14 protein-coding genes and 1 pseudogene are annotated in these 17,797 nt (G+C 68.9%); 11 read left to right on the plus strand and 4 right to left on the minus strand.

Annotation, left to right across the window (positions count from 1 at the left end; genetic code table 11):
- Nucleotides 1-8 precede the first annotated feature (8 nt).
- A complete protein-coding gene (locus DQP57_RS16690) occupies nt 9-809 on the plus strand; it encodes an SOS response-associated peptidase (protein WP_112633953.1) in 801 nt (266 codons plus the stop codon).
- Nucleotides 810-936: 127 nt separating this feature from the next.
- Nucleotides 937-1,368 (plus strand): PPOX class F420-dependent oxidoreductase, encoded by a 432-nt coding sequence (locus DQP57_RS16695; protein ID WP_112633954.1) that lies wholly within the window; start codon nt 937-939, stop codon nt 1,366-1,368.
- Between the two features lie 38 nt (nt 1,369-1,406).
- Here DQP57_RS16695 and DQP57_RS16700 read toward each other — a convergent pair whose 3' ends face one another.
- From DQP57_RS16700 to DQP57_RS16715, 4 genes are all read right to left on the minus strand, one after another.
- The gene (locus tag DQP57_RS16700) at nt 1,407-2,795 is read right to left on the minus strand and encodes an HNH endonuclease signature motif containing protein (RefSeq protein ID WP_112633955.1); all 1,389 of its coding nucleotides are present in this window, start codon (nt 2,793-2,795) and stop codon (nt 1,407-1,409) included.
- A 130-nt stretch (nt 2,796-2,925) separates the two neighbouring features.
- On the minus strand, nt 2,926-4,197 hold the full coding sequence (locus DQP57_RS16705; RefSeq protein ID WP_112633956.1) for an alpha/beta hydrolase: 1,272 nt from the start codon (nt 4,195-4,197) through the stop codon (nt 2,926-2,928).
- Nucleotides 4,197-5,828, minus strand: a complete 1,632-nt coding sequence (gene fadD12 / locus DQP57_RS16710; RefSeq protein WP_112633957.1) for an acyl-CoA ligase FadD12 — start codon at nt 5,826-5,828, stop codon at nt 4,197-4,199. Before fadD12 ends, DQP57_RS16705 begins: the two co-directional genes overlap by 1 nt.
- A 3-nt stretch (nt 5,829-5,831) precedes the next feature.
- The gene (locus DQP57_RS16715; protein ID WP_240631789.1) at nt 5,832-6,572 is read right to left on the minus strand and encodes a lysophospholipid acyltransferase family protein; all 741 of its coding nucleotides are present in this window, start codon (nt 6,570-6,572) and stop codon (nt 5,832-5,834) included.
- A 248-nt stretch (nt 6,573-6,820) separates the two neighbouring features.
- Between DQP57_RS16715 and DQP57_RS16720 the strand changes: the two genes are divergently transcribed.
- From DQP57_RS16720 to DQP57_RS16760, 9 genes and pseudogenes are all read left to right on the plus strand, one after another.
- Complete coding sequence (locus DQP57_RS16720; protein WP_240631788.1) at nt 6,821-7,300, plus strand: hypothetical protein; 480 nt, start codon at nt 6,821-6,823, stop codon at nt 7,298-7,300.
- A 147-nt stretch (nt 7,301-7,447) separates the two neighbouring features.
- Nucleotides 7,448-9,205: a DUF3556 domain-containing protein gene (locus tag DQP57_RS16725; RefSeq protein WP_112633959.1), complete on the plus strand. Its 1,758-nt coding sequence runs from the start codon at nt 7,448-7,450 to the stop codon at nt 9,203-9,205.
- Nucleotides 9,202-10,617 (plus strand): annotated as a pseudogene (locus tag DQP57_RS16730) (phytoene desaturase family protein); the annotation flags it as partial. The gene DQP57_RS16725 and the pseudogene DQP57_RS16730, both read left to right, overlap by 4 nt.
- Nucleotides 10,618-10,750: 133 nt before the next feature.
- Nucleotides 10,751-11,770: a type I glyceraldehyde-3-phosphate dehydrogenase gene (gene gap, locus DQP57_RS16735; RefSeq protein ID WP_064950380.1), complete on the plus strand. Its 1,020-nt coding sequence runs from the start codon at nt 10,751-10,753 to the stop codon at nt 11,768-11,770.
- Nucleotides 11,771-11,774: 4 nt separating this feature from the next.
- The gene (locus tag DQP57_RS16740; RefSeq protein WP_112633960.1) at nt 11,775-13,004 is read left to right on the plus strand and encodes a phosphoglycerate kinase; all 1,230 of its coding nucleotides are present in this window, start codon (nt 11,775-11,777) and stop codon (nt 13,002-13,004) included.
- Nucleotides 13,005-13,020: 16 nt separating this feature from the next.
- A complete protein-coding gene (tpiA, locus tag DQP57_RS16745; RefSeq protein ID WP_112633961.1) occupies nt 13,021-13,806 on the plus strand; it encodes a triose-phosphate isomerase in 786 nt (261 codons plus the stop codon).
- Between the two features lie 30 nt (nt 13,807-13,836).
- On the plus strand, nt 13,837-14,070 hold the full coding sequence (gene secG / locus DQP57_RS16750) for a preprotein translocase subunit SecG (protein ID WP_066864507.1): 234 nt from the start codon (nt 13,837-13,839) through the stop codon (nt 14,068-14,070).
- A gap of 51 nt (nt 14,071-14,121) precedes the next feature.
- A complete protein-coding gene (ppc, locus tag DQP57_RS16755) occupies nt 14,122-16,929 on the plus strand; it encodes a phosphoenolpyruvate carboxylase (RefSeq protein WP_112633962.1) in 2,808 nt (935 codons plus the stop codon).
- Between the two features lie 74 nt (nt 16,930-17,003).
- Complete coding sequence (locus DQP57_RS16760) at nt 17,004-17,795, plus strand: DUF4239 domain-containing protein (protein ID WP_112633963.1); 792 nt, start codon at nt 17,004-17,006, stop codon at nt 17,793-17,795.
- The last annotated feature ends 2 nt before the right edge of the window (nt 17,796-17,797 follow it).

Below are 17,797 nucleotides of genomic sequence, written 5' to 3' on the forward strand. Positions count from 1 at the left end.
TGGGTGTTATGTGCGGAAGGTTCGCGGTCACCACCGATCCCGCCTTGCTGGCCCAGAAGATCAAGGCGATCGACGAGGCCACCGGCGTCGACGGCGGATCGACGGGCCCCAACTACTCGACGAGCCCCAACTACTCGACGAGCCCCAACTACAATGTGGCCCCGACCTCGACCATCGCGACCGTGGTCAGCCGGCATTCCGAGCCCGACGACCAGCCGACGCGGCGGGTGCGGCTGATGCGCTGGGGGTTGGTGCCGCCGTGGGCCAAGGCCGGTTCCGACGGTGCGCCGGAGACCAAGGGGCCGATGCTGATCAACGCCCGCGCGGACAAGGTCACCACTTCGCCCGCCTTCCGGACCAGTGCGAAGTCCAAGCGCTGCCTGATCCCGATGGATGGCTACTACGAATGGCGGGTCAACTCCGCCGACGCGGCCGGCAAAAAGACCCGCAAGACGCCGTTCTTCATGTACCGCGAAGACGGGGAGCCGCTGTTCATGGCGGGCCTGTGGTCGGTCTGGAAACCGGCCAAGGACGCCTCGCCGCTGCTGAGCTGCACGATCATCACCACCGATGCGCCCGGCGAGTTGGCGACGATCCACGATCGGATGCCGCTGGTGGTGCCCGAACGCGACTGGGACCGGTGGCTCGACCCGGACGCCGAGATCGATCAGGACCTACTGGACCGCACGCCCGACGTGGGGGCCATCCGGATGCGTGAGGTGTCGACGTTGGTCAACAACGTCCGCAACAACGGCCCGCAGCTGCTCGAGCCGGCCGAGCCGGAACCCGAGCAGATGACGATCCTGTAGCGCTCTGCTGGCGCGATTTCGCGTCGGGCTTCGGGCTGTCGGATTCCGCGCCGCCTCTTCGTCGTATGGATAGGTCGTATGGATACAGACCCGAGATGTCCGGAACGCGACGAATCAGGAGAACGCCATGAACATTACGAAACTCAGCGACAGCGCACGCCAACTCATCGGTTCCGACCCGGCCACGCTTGTCACGATCAATCGCGACGGCAGCCCGCAGGTCAGCCTGGTCTGGGTGACGGTGCGTAGTACAGCCGACGGCGGTGATGAATTGGTCGTCGCTCATCTGCAGGAGCATCAGAAGGTTCGCAACATCCGGCGTGATCCCCGCGTGGCCGTGACTATCGCGTCCGCCGACCGCAGCGGGCCACAGACGCCCTATCTGTCGATCAGGGGCACCGCGCGCGTCGAGGAGGGCGGTGCTCCCGAGATTCTCGACGAGATCGCCACGACCATCTTCGGCCCCGGCACCGGGTTCCCGCCGCCTGACGCACCCGCCGGCTACCTGACTCACATCACGATCGAGAAAGTCGGCGGCGTGGGCCCATGGGCGGCGTGAACGTTGAGTTCGCCACCCGGCCTTCTGGAGATCGCCTTTCAGAGTCCGGAAATGGGACCGTTTGAGCTATCCGCCTCGTCGTCGTCTCCATCGCGGAGAAGCTTCTCGGGGTGATGGAAGGTGTTGGTGCGCGGTTGTCCCCGGTCGAGTTCGGGTGGTGGTTTCCAGTGGGTGTCGCCGCGGGCGGTTTTGCGGGTGGTCCAGCCGCCGGGTTTGAGCAGTCGGTGATGGGGGCCGCAGGCGAAGGTGAGGTCGTTGCCGTCGGTGGTGTGGCACGTGGCGTAGTCGGTGACGTGGTGGACTTCGCAGTAGTAGCCGGGCACGGTGCAGCCCGGGTGTGAGCAGCCGCGGTCCTTGGCGTACAAGACTACTCGCTGCCCGGGTGAGGCCAGGCGTTTGGTGTGATAGAGGGCCAGGGCGTTGCCTTTGTCGAAGATCGCCAGGTAGCGATGGGCGTGGCGGGCCAGGCGGATCACGTCGCTCATCGGTAGCAGGGTGCCCCCGCCGGTCAGGCCGCGCCCGGCGGCGGACTCCAGCTCGGCCAGGGTGGTGGTGACGATGATGGAGGCCGGTAATCCGTTGTGCTGACCCAACTCTCCGGAGGCCAGCAGCGCCCGCAGTGCGGCGTTGAGGCCGTCGTGGTTGCGCTGGGCCGCCGACCGCGGGTCGCGCTCGATGGCTTCCTGGGAAGGTGCGCCGTCCACGCACGGGCTTTCGTCCAGCGGGTTGCACATGCCCGGCGCGGCGAGTTTGGCCAACACCGCTTCCAGGGTGGCGCGGGCTTCGGGGGTCAGCCAGCCGCGCAGCGCCGACATGCCGTCGGATTGCTGGTTGCCCAGGCTCAGGCCGCGCTGGCGGGCGCGGTCCTCGTCGGTGTAGGTGCCGTCGGGGTTGAGGCAGTCGGCGAGGGTGGCGGCCAGCGCGGCCAGTTGTTCGGGGCGAAACCGGCTGCCCTCCTGGGCTAACCGGGCTTCGGCGTGCTCGCGGGTGGGCATGTCTATCCAGCCGGGCAGGGCGTGGCAGAACTTACGGATCACCGCGACCTGCCCAGGCCCAAGTGTTCCGTCGCGTTGGGCGGCGGCGGTGGCCGGCAGCGCCGGTGGGATCGGTTCGCCGGTCAGGCCGTGGCGTGGGCCCAGATCGCGTGCCTCCTTGAGGCGCCGGGAGGCTTCGGTGCGGCTGATCAGGGTGGCCTCGGCGAGGGCATGGACCACGGTGCCGCCGAGTTCGACAGACGGCGCCTGGCGGGCAAGGGAATTGATCAGCGGATGCTCGACGGCGGGGATGCGTCGGCGCTGCCTTTCGCAGCGCTCCAGTACCGCCAGCTGTTGGCGCGGATTCAGCGCGTCGACGTTGAGCGCGCAGACTCGATCCCAGGCGGCATCGAGCGCGTCGAACGCCGCGTCGATATCCTGCTGATCAGTCACACCGCCAAACTATCGGCACCCACCGACAAAAAACGCCGCCCTGTGACCACTGAAACTACAGTGGCACAGGAGATTTCGGTATACGTCTTCGGTATTCGTAATCGTGCCCGCGGGAGGTGGCAGAGCTCTCTCAGGCGCGCTCGGGCGGGCTCGTCGCGTACACCCACGACAGGAACCGCGCCACGGCCTCCGCGGACCGGTGCGCCCGCGGCGAGCTGAAGATGTCGAAAGCATGCTGGGCGTGCGGCAATTCGGCGTAGGCGACCGGATTCTTGGACACCGCGCGCAGTTCCTCGACGAACTCCTCGGCCTCGCCGACCGGGATGAGCGAATCGTCGTGGCCGTGCAGGACGAAGAACGGCGGCGCGTCGGCGCGCAGCCGCCGGATCGGCGAGGCGTCGACGTAGACGTCGCGGTGGGTGGTGAATTTCTTTTTGACGACGAACTTTTCGAGCAGGTCCACGAATTCGCGCCGGCCTTCGCCCTCGGTGGAGAACCAGTCGTAGCGCCCGTACACCGGTACCGCGGCCACCACCGAGGTGTCGGCGTCCTCGAAGCCGGGCTGGAACTTCGGGTCGTTGGGGGTCAGCGCCGCCAGCGAACACAGGTGGCCGCCCGCCGATCCGCCGGTGATCGCCACGAAGTTGGGATCCCCGCCGTAGCGGGAGATGTTCTCCTTGACCCACGCCAGCGCGCGTTTGACGTCGACGATGTGGTCGGGCCAGGTGTGCCGCGGCGACACCCGGTAGCCGATCGACACGCACACCCAACCGCGCGCGGCTAGGTGGCTCATCAGCGGATAGGCCTGGGGGCGGCGCATTCCGATCACCCAGGCGCCGCCGGGCACCTGCAGCAGCACGGGCGCCTTGCCGTCGCGCGGCAGGTCGTGGCGGCGCCAGATGTCGGCGAGGTTGGCGCGGCCGTGCGGACCGTAGGACACCACGTTGGTCTTCTCGACGTACCGGCGGCGCGCCACGGTGTTGCCCAGCGGCAGGGAGCGGCGACCGCTGCGCCGCGGCTGCGTCTCGGGCAGTTTGTCCAGCGCCTCTTCGTAGTCGTCGCCGAGTTCCTCGCGCAGCCCGGCCTCGAGCACCGGGCCCGGGGTGGTGACGCCCCGGTACTTGATCACCGCCAGCAGCGCCCACGACGCCGCCGTCAGGCCCAGCGCGGCCTTGCCGCGCCGTCCCGCGAAGTCGCCGCGGCGCCCCCGCCGCAGCGCATCGAGCAGCGAGGCGGAGAAGTACACGCCCGGCACCTCGGAGGCCGGCCAGCCGAACCAGAAGACCAGAACGGTGCTGTATCCTTTGCGGGCCAGCGGGCGTAATCCGTTGGCGGCGTTGGCCAATTCGAGCGCGGCCCGCGCGAGCGGCCGGGGTTTCCGGAGGGTCCGGGCGAGCCGCATCAGCCGGTCACCCGCGCTTGCAGGTCGGCGCGCAGGATCTTGCCGGTGCTGCCGCGGGGAAGTTCGTCCAGCACCGTGATCTCGCGGGGGATCTTGTAGTTGGCCAGGTTCTCCCGCACGTGCTGCTTGAGCGCCTCGGGCGCGGCGCCCGCGTCGAGCGTGGCGCCGGTCTCGAGCACCACGAAGGCCGCCAGCCGCTGCCCGTACTGTTCGTCGTCCACGCCGATCACCGCCGCCTCCGCGACGTCGGGATGTGCCGCCAGCGTCTTCTCCACTTCGATCGGGTAGACGTTCTCGCCCCCGGAGACGATCATTTCGTCATCGCGGCCGACGACGAACAGGCGTCCCGCCTCGTCGAGGTATCCCACGTCGCCCGACGACATGAATCCAGCGTGAAAGTCCTTGGTACTGCCCGAGGTGTAGCCGTCGAACTGGGTGTTGTTGCGCACGTAGATGCTGCCGACCTCACCGGTGGGCAGCTCGTTGAATTCGGGGTCCAGGATCCGGATTTCGGTTCCCCCCGCGGGCCGGCCCGCCGTGTCCGGTGCGGCCCGCAGGTCCTCCGGCGTGGCCGTGGCGATCATGCCGGCCTCGGTGGCGTTGTAGTTGTTGTAGATCACGTCGCCGAACGCGTCCATGAACGCGATGACCACGTCCGGTCGCATCCGCGAACCCGATGCCGCCGCGAATCTCAGGGACCGGCAGCTGTAACGGCGTCGCACCTCGGGCGGCAGCTCCATGATGCGGTCGAACATCACCGGCACCACGGCGAGCCCGGTCGCCCGGTGGCGGTCGATGAGGTCCAGCGTGGCCTCGGGGTCGAACTTGCGCCGGGTGATCACCGTGCACGCCATCGACGCCGCGAAGATCAACTGGGAGAACCCCCAGGCGTGGAACATCGGCGCCACGATGACGATGTTCTCCTCGGCCCGCCACGGGGTGCGGTCCAAGATCGCCTTGAGCGTGCCGATCCCGGCGTTGCCGCCGGTTTGGTTGGCGCCCTTGGGTGTTCCGGTGGTGCCGGAGGTCAGCAGGATCATCCGGCCCTTGCGGCCCGAGCGCTGGGGCCGTTGCCCGGCGTGATCGGCGATCAGCTTCTCAACGGTGAGTTCGTGTTCGCCGTCGGTCCAGGCCACGATGCGGCCGGCGTCCGGCCTGTCGGCCAGCGCGCGGTCCACCGTCGGGGTGAATTCCTCGTCGTAGACCACGACGTCGACGCCCTCGCGGTTGACCACCTCGGCCAGCGCGGGCCCGGCGAACGACGTGTTGAGCAGCACGACGTCGGACCCGATCCGGTTGGTGGCCACCACCGCCTCGACGAAGCCGCGGTGGTTGCGGCACATGATGCCCACGACTTTCGGCTGGCCCGCGGGCAACCGTTGCAACGCGGCGGCGAACGCGTTGATCCGCTCGTCGAGCTCGCGCCAGGTCAGCGCGCCGAGCTCGTCGATGAGGCCGGGACGGTCCGGGCAGCGCTGCGCGGCGCTGGCGAAGCCCACGGTCATGCCCATGCCTTCGCGGCGCATGGCCGCCGCCATCTTGAAGTAGCGGTCGGGTCGCATCGGCGCGATCATGCCGGCGCGGCTCAGCGTGCTGACCAGGCCGAGGGTCTCGCTCAACGGGTTCGCCATGGCTCAGCCCAGGATCGGGAAGCGGCGCTTGGCGGCGAGCTCGGTCAGGGCCTGCTGCATCACCGACCGGACATGCTCGTCGACCTCGTCGACGTCCGGGTCGTCGCCGAACTGCTTGGCGATGTCGATCGGCGGGAGCACCTGCGTCACGATCTTGGTGGGCAGCGGCAGGTTCGGCGGGATGACCGCGCTCAGGCCGAAGGGAAAGCCGAACGACACCGGCAGAATCGCGCTGCGCAGCAAGCGTTTAATGCCCAGCCGCTCGGCCAGCCAGGTGCCGCGGGTCAGGTAGAGCTGGGTCTCCTGCCCGCCGATGGACACCGCCGGCACGATGGGGACGCCCGCGTCGATCGCGGTGCGGATGTAGCCCTTGCGGCCGTTGAAGTCGATGACGTTCTCGGAGAGGGTGGGCCGGTAGGCGTCGTAGTCGCCGCCGGGGAACACGATCACCACCCCACCCGAACGCAGCGCCGCGGCCGCGTTCTCCCGATTGGCCCGGATGTATCCGGTGCGCCGGAACAGATCCGCGGTGGGCCCGGTCATCAGGATGTCGTGGCTCAGCGTGTAGACCGGCCGGTCGTAGCCGAGTTTGTCGTAGAAGTGGACGCTGAAGATCGGCACGTCCATGGGGAACATGCCGCCCGAGTGGTTACCGACCACCAGCGCTCCGCCCGGCGGGAACGACTCCAGGCCGTGTACCTCCGACCGGAAGTAGGTCTTCAGCACCGGGCGCATCACCGCCATCAGGCGCTGGGTCAAGCCGGGGTCGAATTTGCCGATATCCCCGCCCTCGGGGTTGCCGTTGTCGGTCACGTTCCCTCCTTGACGCTCGCACCAGGCCGCTCCGCCGAGTCGAGTCCCTCGATGGTAGCGACCGGGGCTGGCGTTGCTGTCACGGTGTTTCGTCTTTGCGCAACCGGACATGTGGTTTGGGACGGGTCGGGGCGCTATTGTTACGGCGCCCTAAGTAATCCTCGAGTAAAGGGGACCCGATGGACGTAGCCGGTCTGTCCCACGAGCGGAGTGCCCGCTCGAGCACCACCCACAGATCGGCCAGCACCCGGGACAGGCGCGGGCGGCGTACCCACGCCGCCCCGGCGCGCGCGGAATCGGGTCGCCAGAACCAAGAACCGTCCCGATCCGCGCCGGCCGCCGGTGCTCTCGCCGCGGCCGCGCCGGACACCGCGGACGAGCTGCAGGCCGACTACTTCGTGCGCCTGCTCGCCGGCCGGCGCGGCCTCATCGATCAGCGCATCGACGAGTACCAGCGCAAAATCGGCTCCGCCGAGGCCAAGGGCGACCTCGACGCCGTGGCGAACTACCGCCGCCTGGCGCGCATCGCCGAGCAGGATCGGCGGACGCTGGACACGCTGATCGAGAAGCTGCGGCGCCGATTCGTCGGCCGGGCGCCGGGCGCGGCTTCCCCGCAGGCACGCCCCCTGGTTCGCCGGCCCGCGCCGGGCGTGCGCTGAAACACGGCTCCCCGCAACACTTCTCGTCATGCGGCGGTGACCGGGCGGCCGGCGCGCGGCGCCGGGGCGCACACGTCGGCGCCCCCGCGTGGCGGTGCCGATACATTCTATGGGCCAGCTGGTTTCTAGACAGGAACGAGGCCGCCCATGGGATTCATGGCTCCGGAGTTTCCCGACGTCGACCCGCACACGTGGCCCGGCCTGCCGCGGTCGACCAGGCGCCAGATCATGACCCGGCATTGGGTCGAACACGGCTTCGGCTCGCCGTACGCGGTCTATCTGTTCTACGTCTTCAAGATCGCCGGGTACGTCGCCGGCGCCGCCGCGGTGATTTCCCTGACGCCGGGGCTGGGCGGTCTGGGCCACCTCGCCGACTGGTGGACGCAGCCGATCGTGTACCAGAAGCTGGTCATCTTCACGCTGCTGTTCGAGATCCTGGGCCTGGGCTGCGGATCGGGGCCGCTGACCGCGCGGTTCTGGCCGCCGTTCGGCGGGTTCTTGTATTGGTTGCGGCCCAACACCATTCGGCTGCCGGCCTGGCCGGACAAGGTCCCGTTCACCCGCGGGGACAACCGCACTGTCGTCGACGTGGCGCTGTATCTCGTCGTGCTGGGCTCCGGCGTCTGGGCGCTGCTCTCGCCGGGGCGGGGCGGCCCGGTCACCCCGGCGGGCGACGTCGGCCTGATCGATCCCCGGCTGGTGGTGCCCGCCATCGTCGCGCTCGCGCTGCTGGGCCTGCGGGACAAGACCGTCTTCCTGGCGGCGCGCGGTGAGCACTACGGGCTGACGCTGCTGGTGTTCTTCTTCGGGTTCACCGACCAGATCGCCGCATTCAAGATCATCATGCTGGCGCTGTGGTGGGGCGCGGCCACGTCCAAGCTCAACCACCACTTCCCGTACGTCGTGGCGGTGATGATGAGCAACAGCCCGCTGCTGCGCGGCCGGGCGTTCAACTGGTTCAAGCGCCGGCTCTACCTCGACCCGGTCAACGACCTGCGACCGTCGTGGATACCGAAGGTGATGGCCCATGTCGGCGGGACGACGGCCGAATTTCTGGTTCCGCTGGTCCTGGTGTTCTTCGCCGACGGTCACCGGTGGGCGTGGTTCCTGATCGGCTTCATGGTGCTGTTCCACCTCAACATCACGTCCACCATTCCGATGGGGGTTCCCCTGGAGTGGAACGTCTTTTTCATCTTTTCGCTCTTCTACCTGTTCGGCCACTACGCCGGCATCACGGCCACCGGGCTGCGCTCGCCGCTGCTGCTGATCATCCTCATCGCCGCGCTGGCGGTGGTGCCGATCGTGGGAAACATGTTCCCGCAACAGGTTTCGTTTCTTCCGGCGATGCGCTACTACGCGGGCAACTGGGCCACCAGCACTTGGTGCCTGCGCAAGGGCGCCGAGGACAAGATCGAGGCGAACATCACCAAGGCGTCGGCGCTGGCGCCCAATCAGCTTGCCCGCCTTTATGATCCGCAGACCGCCGAACTCATGATCGACAAGTTGATGGGGTGGCGGTCCATGCACACCCACGGCCGCGCGCTGGGCGGCCTGGTGCCCCGCGCCCTGCCCGACGGGGCCGACGAGGCCGACTACCTGCTGCGCGACGGCGAAATTATCGCCGGGCCGCTGATCGGGTGGAACTTCGGCGAAGGCCACCTGCACAACGAACAGCTGCTGGCCGCGGTGCAGCGGCGCTGCGACTTCGACGAGGGCGAGGTGCGGGTGATCATCCTGGAAGCCCAGCCGATCCAGCGCCAAACGCAGGCCTACCGCATCGTCGACGCCAAGACCGGGCTGATCGAAGAGGGCTACGTCGACGTCGCGGGCATGCTGAGCCGTCAACCCTGGCCCGAGCCCGGCGACGACTACCCCGTCCACGTCATCGATGGCGGCGCCCGGTGACCACCGCGGTCGTCGTGGGCGCCGGGCCCAACGGCCTGGCCGCGGCCATCCGGCTCGCCCGCGAGGGTGTCGACGTGCAGGTGCTGGAGGCGCGCGAGACCGTCGGCGGGGGAGCGCGCTCGGCCGAGCTGACGGTGCCCGGGGTGATCCATGACGTCTGCTCGGCCACCCACCCGTTCGGCGTCGGTTCGCCGTTCTGGAAAGAGATCGACCTGCCGCGCTATGGGCTGGTGTGGAAGTGGCCGGAGATCGACTGCGCGCATCCGCTCGACGACGGCACCGCGGGGGTGCTGTATCGGTCGATCGATCAGACGGTGGCCGGCATGGGCCGCGACGCCGGCCGGTGGCGCCGCGCCGTCGGGGACCTCGCCACCGGATTCGATGACCTGGCGCAGGATCTGCTGCGCCCGGTGCTGCACGTCCCCCGCCACCCCGTCCGCCTGGCCCGTTTCGGGCCCCGCGCCCTGCTGCCGGCCACCGTGCTGGCCCGCTGGTTTCGCACCGAGCAGGCCCGCGCGCTGTTCGGCGGGGCCGCCGCCCACATCTACACCCGCCTGGACCGTCCACTGACCGCGTCCCTGGGGCTGCTCTTCCTGGCCAGCGGGCACCGCTACGGCTGGCCGGTCGCGCAGGGCGGCTCCGGGTCGATCACCCGCGCCCTGGCCGCGGCCCTGCAGGCGCACGGGGGCAGCATCGCCACCGGCGTGACCGTCACCGGCCGCCGCGACATCCCGGACGCCGACCTCGTCATGCTGGACCTGAGCCCCGCCGCGGCGCTGCGGCTCTACGGCGACGCCATGCCCGCCCGCATCGCGCGGTCCTACCGGCGCTATCGCCAGGGGTCCTCGGCGTTCAAGGTCGACTTCGCCGTCCAGGGCGACATCCCCTGGACCAACCCCGACTGCAGGCGCGCCGGCAGCGTCCACCTCGGCGGCGGCTTCGCCGAGATCGCCGACACCGAACGCCAACGCGCGCTGGGCACCATGGCGCGGCGCCCGTTCGTCCTCGTCGGGCAGCAGTACCTGGCCGACCCGTCGCGCTCCGCGGGCGGCGTCAATCCGGTCTGGGCCTACGCCCACGTGCCGTTCGGCTACACCGGCGACGCCACCGCGGTCATCGTCGAGCAGATCGAACGCTTCGCCCCGGGGTTCCGCGACCGCGTCGTCGCGACCGTCAGCACCGGCACCGCGGACCTGGCGGCCTACAACCCCAACTACATCGGCGGGGACATCCTCGGCGGCGCCAACGACGGGCTCCAGGTCATCCTGCGGCCCCGCGTCTCCGCCAACCCGTATGCGACCGGGGCGCCCGGCGTCTATTTGTGCTCGCAATCGACACCGCCGGGAGCCGGGATCCACGGGCTCTGTGGCTACTACGCCACCGGGGCGGCGCTGGCTTGGCTGCGCAAGCGTGGCGCTAGCCCGGACCGCGTGTGGCCGACGTCACGGGGGATATACCAGCGCGGCAATGGTAGGCGCCACTGATCTAGGCTGGCGACGAGCGCAAATCAGCGGACACAGGAAAGAAAGACGACAGGAGAGACAAGTGACGGTCCGAGTAGGTATCAACGGCTTCGGTCGCATCGGGCGGAACTTCTACCGGGCCTTGCTGGCTCAACAGGAGCAGGGCACCGCTGACATCGAGGTGGTCGCGGTCAACGACCTCACCGACAACGCCAGCCTGGCGCACCTGCTGAAATTCGACTCCATCCTGGGCCGCCTGCCGCACGACGTCAGCCTCGAAGGCGACGACACCATCGTCGTCGGCAGCAAGAAGATCAAGGCGCTCGAGGTCAAGGAAGGCCCGGCCGCGCTGCCCTGGGGCGACCTGGGCGTCGACGTCGTCGTCGAGTCCACCGGCATCTTCACCAACGCCGCCAAGGCCAAGGGCCACCTGGACGCCGGCGCCAAGAAGGTGATCATCTCCGCGCCCGCCACGGATGAGGACATCACCATCGTGCTGGGCGTCAACGACGACAAGTACGACGGCAGCCAGAACATCATCTCTAACGCGTCGTGCACCACGAACTGCCTCGGCCCGATCGCCAAGGTGCTCAACGACGAGTTCGGCATCGTCAAGGGTCTGATGACCACCATCCACGCCTACACCCAGGACCAGAACCTGCAGGACGGCCCGCACAAGGACCTGCGCCGGGCCCGCGCCGCCGCGCTGAACATCGTGCCGACCTCCACCGGCGCGGCCAAGGCCATCGGCCTGGTGCTGCCCGAGCTGAAGGGCAAGCTGGACGGGTACGCGCTGCGGGTGCCGATCCCCACCGGCTCGGTCACCGACCTGACCGCCGAGCTGAAGAAGTCGGCCACCGCCGACGAAATCAACGCCGCGATGAAGGCCGCCGCCGAGGGACCCATGAAGGGCATCCTGAAGTACTACGACGCGCCGATCGTGTCCAGCGACATCGTCACCGACCCGCACAGCTCGATCTTCGACTCCGGCCTGACCAAGGTGATCGACGACCAAGCCAAGGTCGTCTCCTGGTACGACAACGAATGGGGCTACTCCAACCGCCTCGTCGACCTGGTCGCCCTGGTCGGCAAGTCGCTGTAAACCCGTGGCCGTCCAGACTCTGAAAGACCTTCTCGCCGAAGGGGTTTCCGGACGCGGCGTGCTGGTGCGCTCCGATCTGAACGTGCCGCTCGACGACGGGAAGATCACCGACGCCGGCCGCATCACCGCCTCGGTGCCGACGCTGCGGGCGCTGGTCGAGGCCGGCGCCAAGGTGGTCGTCACCGCGCACCTCGGCCGGCCCAAGGGCGGAGCCGACCCGAAGCTCTCGCTGGCGCCCGTGGCCGCGGCGCTCGGTGAGCAGCTCGGCCGGCACGTCCAGCTGGCCGGCGACGTCGTGGGCACCGACGCCTTGGCCCGCGCCGAGGGCCTGACCGACGGCGACGTCCTGCTGCTCGAGAACATCCGCTTCGACGTCCGCGAAACCAGCAAGGACGACGGTGAGCGCCTGGCGCTGGCCCGGCAGTTGGCCGAGTTGGTCGGGCCGACAGGGGCTTTCGTCTCCGACGGCTTCGGCGTGGTGCACCGCAAGCAGGCCTCGGTGTACGACATCGCCACCCTGCTGCCGCACTACGCCGGCACGCTGGTGGCCGAGGAGATCGCGGTGCTGGAGCAGCTGACCAGCTCCACCAAACGCCCGTATGCGGTGGTGCTCGGCGGGTCGAAGGTGTCCGACAAGCTCGGTGTCATCGAATCGCTGGCCACCAAGGCCGACAGCATCGTCATCGGCGGCGGCATGTGCTTCACCTTCCTTGCCGCCCAAGGTTTCTCGGTCGGCAAGTCGCTGCTGGAGACCGAGATGGTGGACACCTGCCGCCGGCTGCTGGACACCTACCACGACGTGCTGCGGCTGCCGGTCGACATCGTGGTGGGTGACAAGTTCGCCGCCGACGCGACGCCGCAGACCGTCGCGGCCGACGCCATCGGAGACGACCAGATGGGCCTGGACATCGGGCCGGGCTCGGTCAAACGCTTCACCACGTTGCTGTCCAACGCCGAAACCGTGTTCTGGAACGGGCCGATGGGCGTGTTCGAATTCCCGGCCTTCGCCGCGGGCACCAAGGGCGTCGCCGAGGCGATCGCCGCGGCCACCGGCAAGGGCGCGTTCAGCGTGGTGGGCGGCGGGGACTCCGCGGCCGCGGTGCGCGCGCTGGGCATCCCGGAGGGCGACTTCTCGCACATCTCGACCGGTGGGGGAGCGTCGCTGGAATACCTTGAGGGCAAGACGCTTCCGGGTATCGAGGTGTTGAGCCAACCCCAGCCCGACCCCAACTAGAAAGGTCCCCAGAGACGTGAGCCGCAAACCGCTGATCGCCGGCAACTGGAAGATGAACCTCAACCATTTCGAGGCCATCGCGCTGGTGCAAAAGATCGCGTTCGCGTTGCCGGACAAGTACTACGACAAGGTGGACGTCACGGTGCTGCCGCCGTTCACGGATCTGCGCAGCGTGCAGACCCTGGTCGACGGTGACAAGCTGCGGTTGACCTACGGCGGGCAGGACCTGTCCGAGCACGACTCGGGTGCCTACACCGGCGACATCAGCGGCGCGTTCCTGGCCAAGCTGGGCTGCACGTTCGTCGTCGTCGGGCACTCCGAGCGACGGACCTACCACCACGAGGACGACGCGGTGGTGGCCGCCAAGGCCGCCGCGGCGCTCAAGCACGAACTGACCCCGATCGTCTGCATCGGCGAGCAGCTCGACGTCCGGGAGGCGGGAAACCACGTCCCGCACTGCGAGGAGCAGCTGCGCGGATCGCTGGCCGGGCTGTCCGCCGAACAGATCGGCAAGGTCGTCATCGCCTACGAACCGGTGTGGGCGATCGGCACCGGGCGGGTGGCCAGCGCGGGTGACGCCCAAGAGGTGTGCGCGGCGATCCGCAAGCAGCTGGCGTCCCTCGCCTCCTCGGAGATCGCCGACTCGGTGCGGGTGCTCTACGGCGGATCGGTGAACGCCAAGAACATCGGCGAGCTGATCGCCCGCGACGACATCGACGGCGGCTTGGTCGGCGGCGCCTCCCTGGACGGCGAGCAGTTCGCCACGCTGGCGGCCATCGCCGCCGGCGGGCCACTGCCCTGAGCGCGGCCGCGCCCCGGTAGGCTGGCCGTCATGCAGTTGGCTTTGCAGATCACCCTGGTCGTCACCAGCATCCTGGTGGTGCTGCTGGTGCTGCTGCACCGCGCCAAGGGTGGCGGCCTGTCCACGTTGTTCGGTGGCGGCGTGCAGTCCAGCCTGTCGGGTTCCACGGTGGTGGAGAAGAACCTGGACCGGCTGACCTATTTCATCACCGCCATCTGGCTGGTGTGCATCATCGGCATGGCGCTGATGATCAAGTACCGCTGACGCCGGACGCTCGACGGGCGGGCCCCGGCATCGCCGTCGATACTGAGTGCTATGGCTGAGGCATCCGAGGGCACGCTGGAACCGATCGGTGCCGTGCAGCGCACCCTGGTGGGGCGCGAGGCGACCGAGCCGATGCGGGCCGACATCAGGCTGCTGGGCGCCATTCTGGGTGACACGGTGCGCGAGCAGAACGGAAACGAGGTGTTCGAGCTCGTCGAGCGGGCCCGGGTCGAATCGTTTCGGGTGCGCCGCTCCGAGATCGACCGCGCCGAGCTGGCGCGCATGTTCGACGGCATCGACATCCACCAGGCGATCCCGGTCATCCGGGCGTTCAGCCACTTCGCCTTGCTGGCCAACGTCGCCGAGGACATCCACCGGGAGCGTCGCCGGGCGATTCACGTCGCCGCCGGCGAGGCGCCGCAGGACAGCAGTCTGGCCGCGACCTACGCCAAACTCGATCGGGCGCAACTGGATTCGGCCACCGTCGCCGGCGCGCTCCAGGGTGCCGTGGTGGCGCCGGTGATCACCGCGCATCCCACCGAGACCCGCCGCCGCACCGTGTTCGTCACCCAGCACCGGATCACCGAACTGATGCGGCTGCACGCCGAGGGGCACGAAGAAACCGACGACGGCGCCAACATCGAACGCGAGTTACGCCGCCAGGTCCTCACGCTGTGGCAGACCGCGCTCATCCGGTTGTCCCGGCTGCAGATCACCGACGAGATCGAGGTCGGGCTGCGCTACTATGCCGCCGCCTTCTTCAAGGTGATCCCGCAGGTCAACGCGGAGGTGCGCGACGCCCTGCGGTCGCGCTGGCCCGACGCCGCCCTGCTCGCGCAGCCGATCGTGGAGCCCGGCTCGTGGATCGGCGGGGACCGCGACGGCAATCCGAACGTGACGGCCGACGTGGTGCGCCAGGCCACGGGCAACGCCGCGTTCACCGCGCTGGCGCACTACCTGGCCGAACTGACCGCCTTGGAGCAGGAGCTGTCCATGTCGGCGCGCCTGGTCACGGTCACCCCGGAGCTGACCGAGCTGGCCCAGGGCTGCGGGGAGAAGGCCCGCGCCGACGAGCCGTACCGTCGCGCGGTCCGGGTGATCCGCGCCCGCCTCACCGCGACCGGCGCCGAGATCTTGGACCGCCGACCCCAGCACGAGCTGGACCTGGGGCTGCCGCCTTATGCCGCCCCGGGCGAACTGCAGGCCGACCTCGACACCATCGATGCGTCACTGCGCTCGCACGGCAGCGCGCTGCTGGCCGACGACCGCGTCGCGCTACTGCGAGAAGGCGTGCGAGTCTTCGGGTTTCACCTGTGCGGCCTGGACATGCGGCAAAACTCCGACGTGCACGAGGAGGTGGTCGCCGAGCTGCTCGCGTGGTCCGGGGTGCACCCGGATTACGGTTCGCTGGCCGAAGACGAGCGGGTCGAGCTCCTGGCCGGTGAGCTCGCCACCCGCCGGCCGCTGGTCGGTGAGCGCGCCGAGCTGTCGGAGCTGGCCCGCAAGGAGCTGGGCGTGGTGCGGGCGGCAGCGCATGCCATCAAGCGCTACGGACCGTCGGCGGTGCCCAATTACGTGATCTCCATGTGCCGTTCGGTCTCCGACATCCTCGAGGCCGCGATCCTGCTCAAAGAGGCGGGCCTGATCGACGCGTCCGGCGACGCGCCGTACTGCCCGGTCGGCATCTCACCGCTGTTCGAGACCATCGACGATCTGCACAACGGCGCCACCATCCTGCACGCCATGCTCGAACTCCCGATCTACCGCGCCCTGGTGGCCGCCCGCGACGACAGCCAGGAAGTGATGCTCGGGTATTCCGATTCCAACAAGGACGGCGGCTACCTGGCGTCCAGCTGGGCGGTGTACCGGGCCGAGCTGGCCCTGGTCGAGGTGGCCCGCAAGACCGGAATCCGGTTGCGGCTCTTCCACGGTCGCGGCGGCACCGTCGGCCGCGGCGGCGGTCCGAGCTACGAAGCCATCCTGGCGCAGCCGCCGGGCGCGGTGAACGGTTCGCTGCGGCTCACCGAACAGGGCGAGGTGATCGCCGCCAAGTACGCCGAACCGCAAGCGGCGCAACGCAATTTGGAGAGCCTGCTGGCCGCCACGCTGGAATCCACGCTGCTGGATGTGGAGGGCCTGGGCGACGCCGCCGAACCGGCGTACGCGGTGCTCGACGAAGTGGCCGTGCTGGCGCAGCGCGCCTACTCCGAATTAGTGCACGAGACACCGGGTTTCGTCGATTACTTCATGGCCTCCACGCCCGTCAGCGAGATCGGCTCGCTGAACATCGGCAGCCGCCCCACCTCACGCAAGCCCACCCAGTCCATCTCGGACCTGCGCGCCATCCCGTGGGTGCTGGCGTGGAGCCAGTCGCGGGTCATGCTGCCCGGCTGGTATGGCACCGGCTCGGCATTCGAGCAGTGGATCGCCGCGGGCCCGGACGGCGAAAGCCAGCGGGTGAACACCCTGCACGACTTGTACCAGCGCTGGCCGTTTTTCCGCAGCGTGCTGTCCAACCTGGCTCAGGTGCTGGCCAAAAGCGACCTCGGGCTGGCCGCGCGCTACGCCGGATTGGTCGACGACGAGGAACTGCGGCACCGGGTGTTCGACAAGATCGTCGACGAGCACCGGCGAACCATCGCCATGCACAAGCTCATCACCGGTCAGGACAACCTGCTCGCCGACAACCCCGCGCTGGCGCGGTCGGTGTTCAACCGCTTCCCCTACCTCGAGCCACTCAACCACCTGCAGGTGGAGTTGCTGCGCCGCTACCGCTCCGGCGACGACGACGAATTGGTGCAGCGCGGCATTTTGCTGACGATGAACGGGCTGGCCAGCGCGCTGCGAAACAGCGGCTGATAACCCGCGATTCGCCTCCCCGGGCGGCCCCGGCGCGAATACCCTGATGGACGCGACGTCGACCGAGGAGACCAGTGAGCGGATCCGGACTACCCCTGTGGCTCTTTCTGGTTTCGGTCACCGCCGTGGCGATCGCGACCGCGGTGGGCTTCATCTGGCTGGGCAATCGCATCCTGCCGAGCCGGCGCTACGGCAAAGAGCACAACCCGGCGATCGCCTCGTTTCTCACCGTCGTCGGCTTCATCTACGGCGCGCTGCTGGGCTTCACCGTGGTGGCCACCTGGGAGCACTTCTCGTCCACGCAGGTCGTCGTCTCCGGTGAGGCGTCGGCGCTGACGACGATGTACCGCCAAACCGTCGCCATGCCCGAACCGGAACGGACCGAGATCCAGGAGCTGTTGCGCAAGTACGCCGGCGCGGTGGCGGGCCCGGAGTGGAACAAGCAGCGCAACGACGGGGCGCGCGCCGCGATCACCCGGATGTATCGCACGGTCGGGCGCCAGCAGCCCAACGTCGCGGCGAAGCCGATCAATCAGCAATTCCTCAACCAGCTGAGCGAGTTGGCCTCCGACCGCAACGAGCGCATCGTCGGCACCAAGCCACGCATCCCGCCCCTGATGTGGGCGGGGTTGATCTTCGGAGCCGTTGTGCTGGTTGCGTTTACGGGCTTACTGCGGCTGGGCAGCACCGTCGGTCACGTCATCGTGTCCAGCACGGTCGCGGTGCTCCTGGGCCTGCTGCTGTGCGTCGTGTCCCAGCTCGACCACTCGTATGCGACCGATCAGCGGATCACGTCGGGGCCGTTCCAGCACGCGCTGGACATCTTCGATTCGGTCGACAACGACAGCCGGTACTTCCCGCGCTGAGC

Source organism: Mycobacterium colombiense, from assembly GCF_003284935.1.
Classification (GTDB): Bacteria; Actinomycetota; Actinomycetes; order Mycobacteriales; family Mycobacteriaceae; genus Mycobacterium; species Mycobacterium arosiense_A.

Excerpts from the sequence above, each read along its gene's own strand:
- DQP57_RS16720 (WP_240631788.1), top strand. The coding sequence starts at position 6,821 with ATGGACGTAGCCGGTCTGTCCCACGAGCGGAGTGCCCGCTCGAGCACC.
- secG (WP_066864507.1), top strand. The coding sequence starts at position 13,837 with ATGCAGTTGGCTTTGCAGATCACCCTGGTCGTCACCAGCATCCTGGTG.
- fadD12 (WP_112633957.1), bottom strand. The coding sequence starts at position 5,828 with ATGGCGAACCCGTTGAGCGAGACCCTCGGCCTGGTCAGCACGCTGAGC.
- DQP57_RS16690 (WP_112633953.1), top strand. The coding sequence starts at position 9 with ATGTGCGGAAGGTTCGCGGTCACCACCGATCCCGCCTTGCTGGCCCAG.
- DQP57_RS16695 (WP_112633954.1), top strand. The coding sequence starts at position 937 with ATGAACATTACGAAACTCAGCGACAGCGCACGCCAACTCATCGGTTCC.
- DQP57_RS16725 (WP_112633959.1), top strand. The coding sequence starts at position 7,448 with ATGGGATTCATGGCTCCGGAGTTTCCCGACGTCGACCCGCACACGTGG.
- DQP57_RS16715 (WP_240631789.1), bottom strand. The coding sequence starts at position 6,572 with ATGGCGGTGATGCGCCCGGTGCTGAAGACCTACTTCCGGTCGGAGGTA.
- DQP57_RS16705 (WP_112633956.1), bottom strand. The coding sequence starts at position 4,197 with ATGCGGCTCGCCCGGACCCTCCGGAAACCCCGGCCGCTCGCGCGGGCC.
- ppc (WP_112633962.1), top strand. The coding sequence starts at position 14,122 with ATGGCTGAGGCATCCGAGGGCACGCTGGAACCGATCGGTGCCGTGCAG.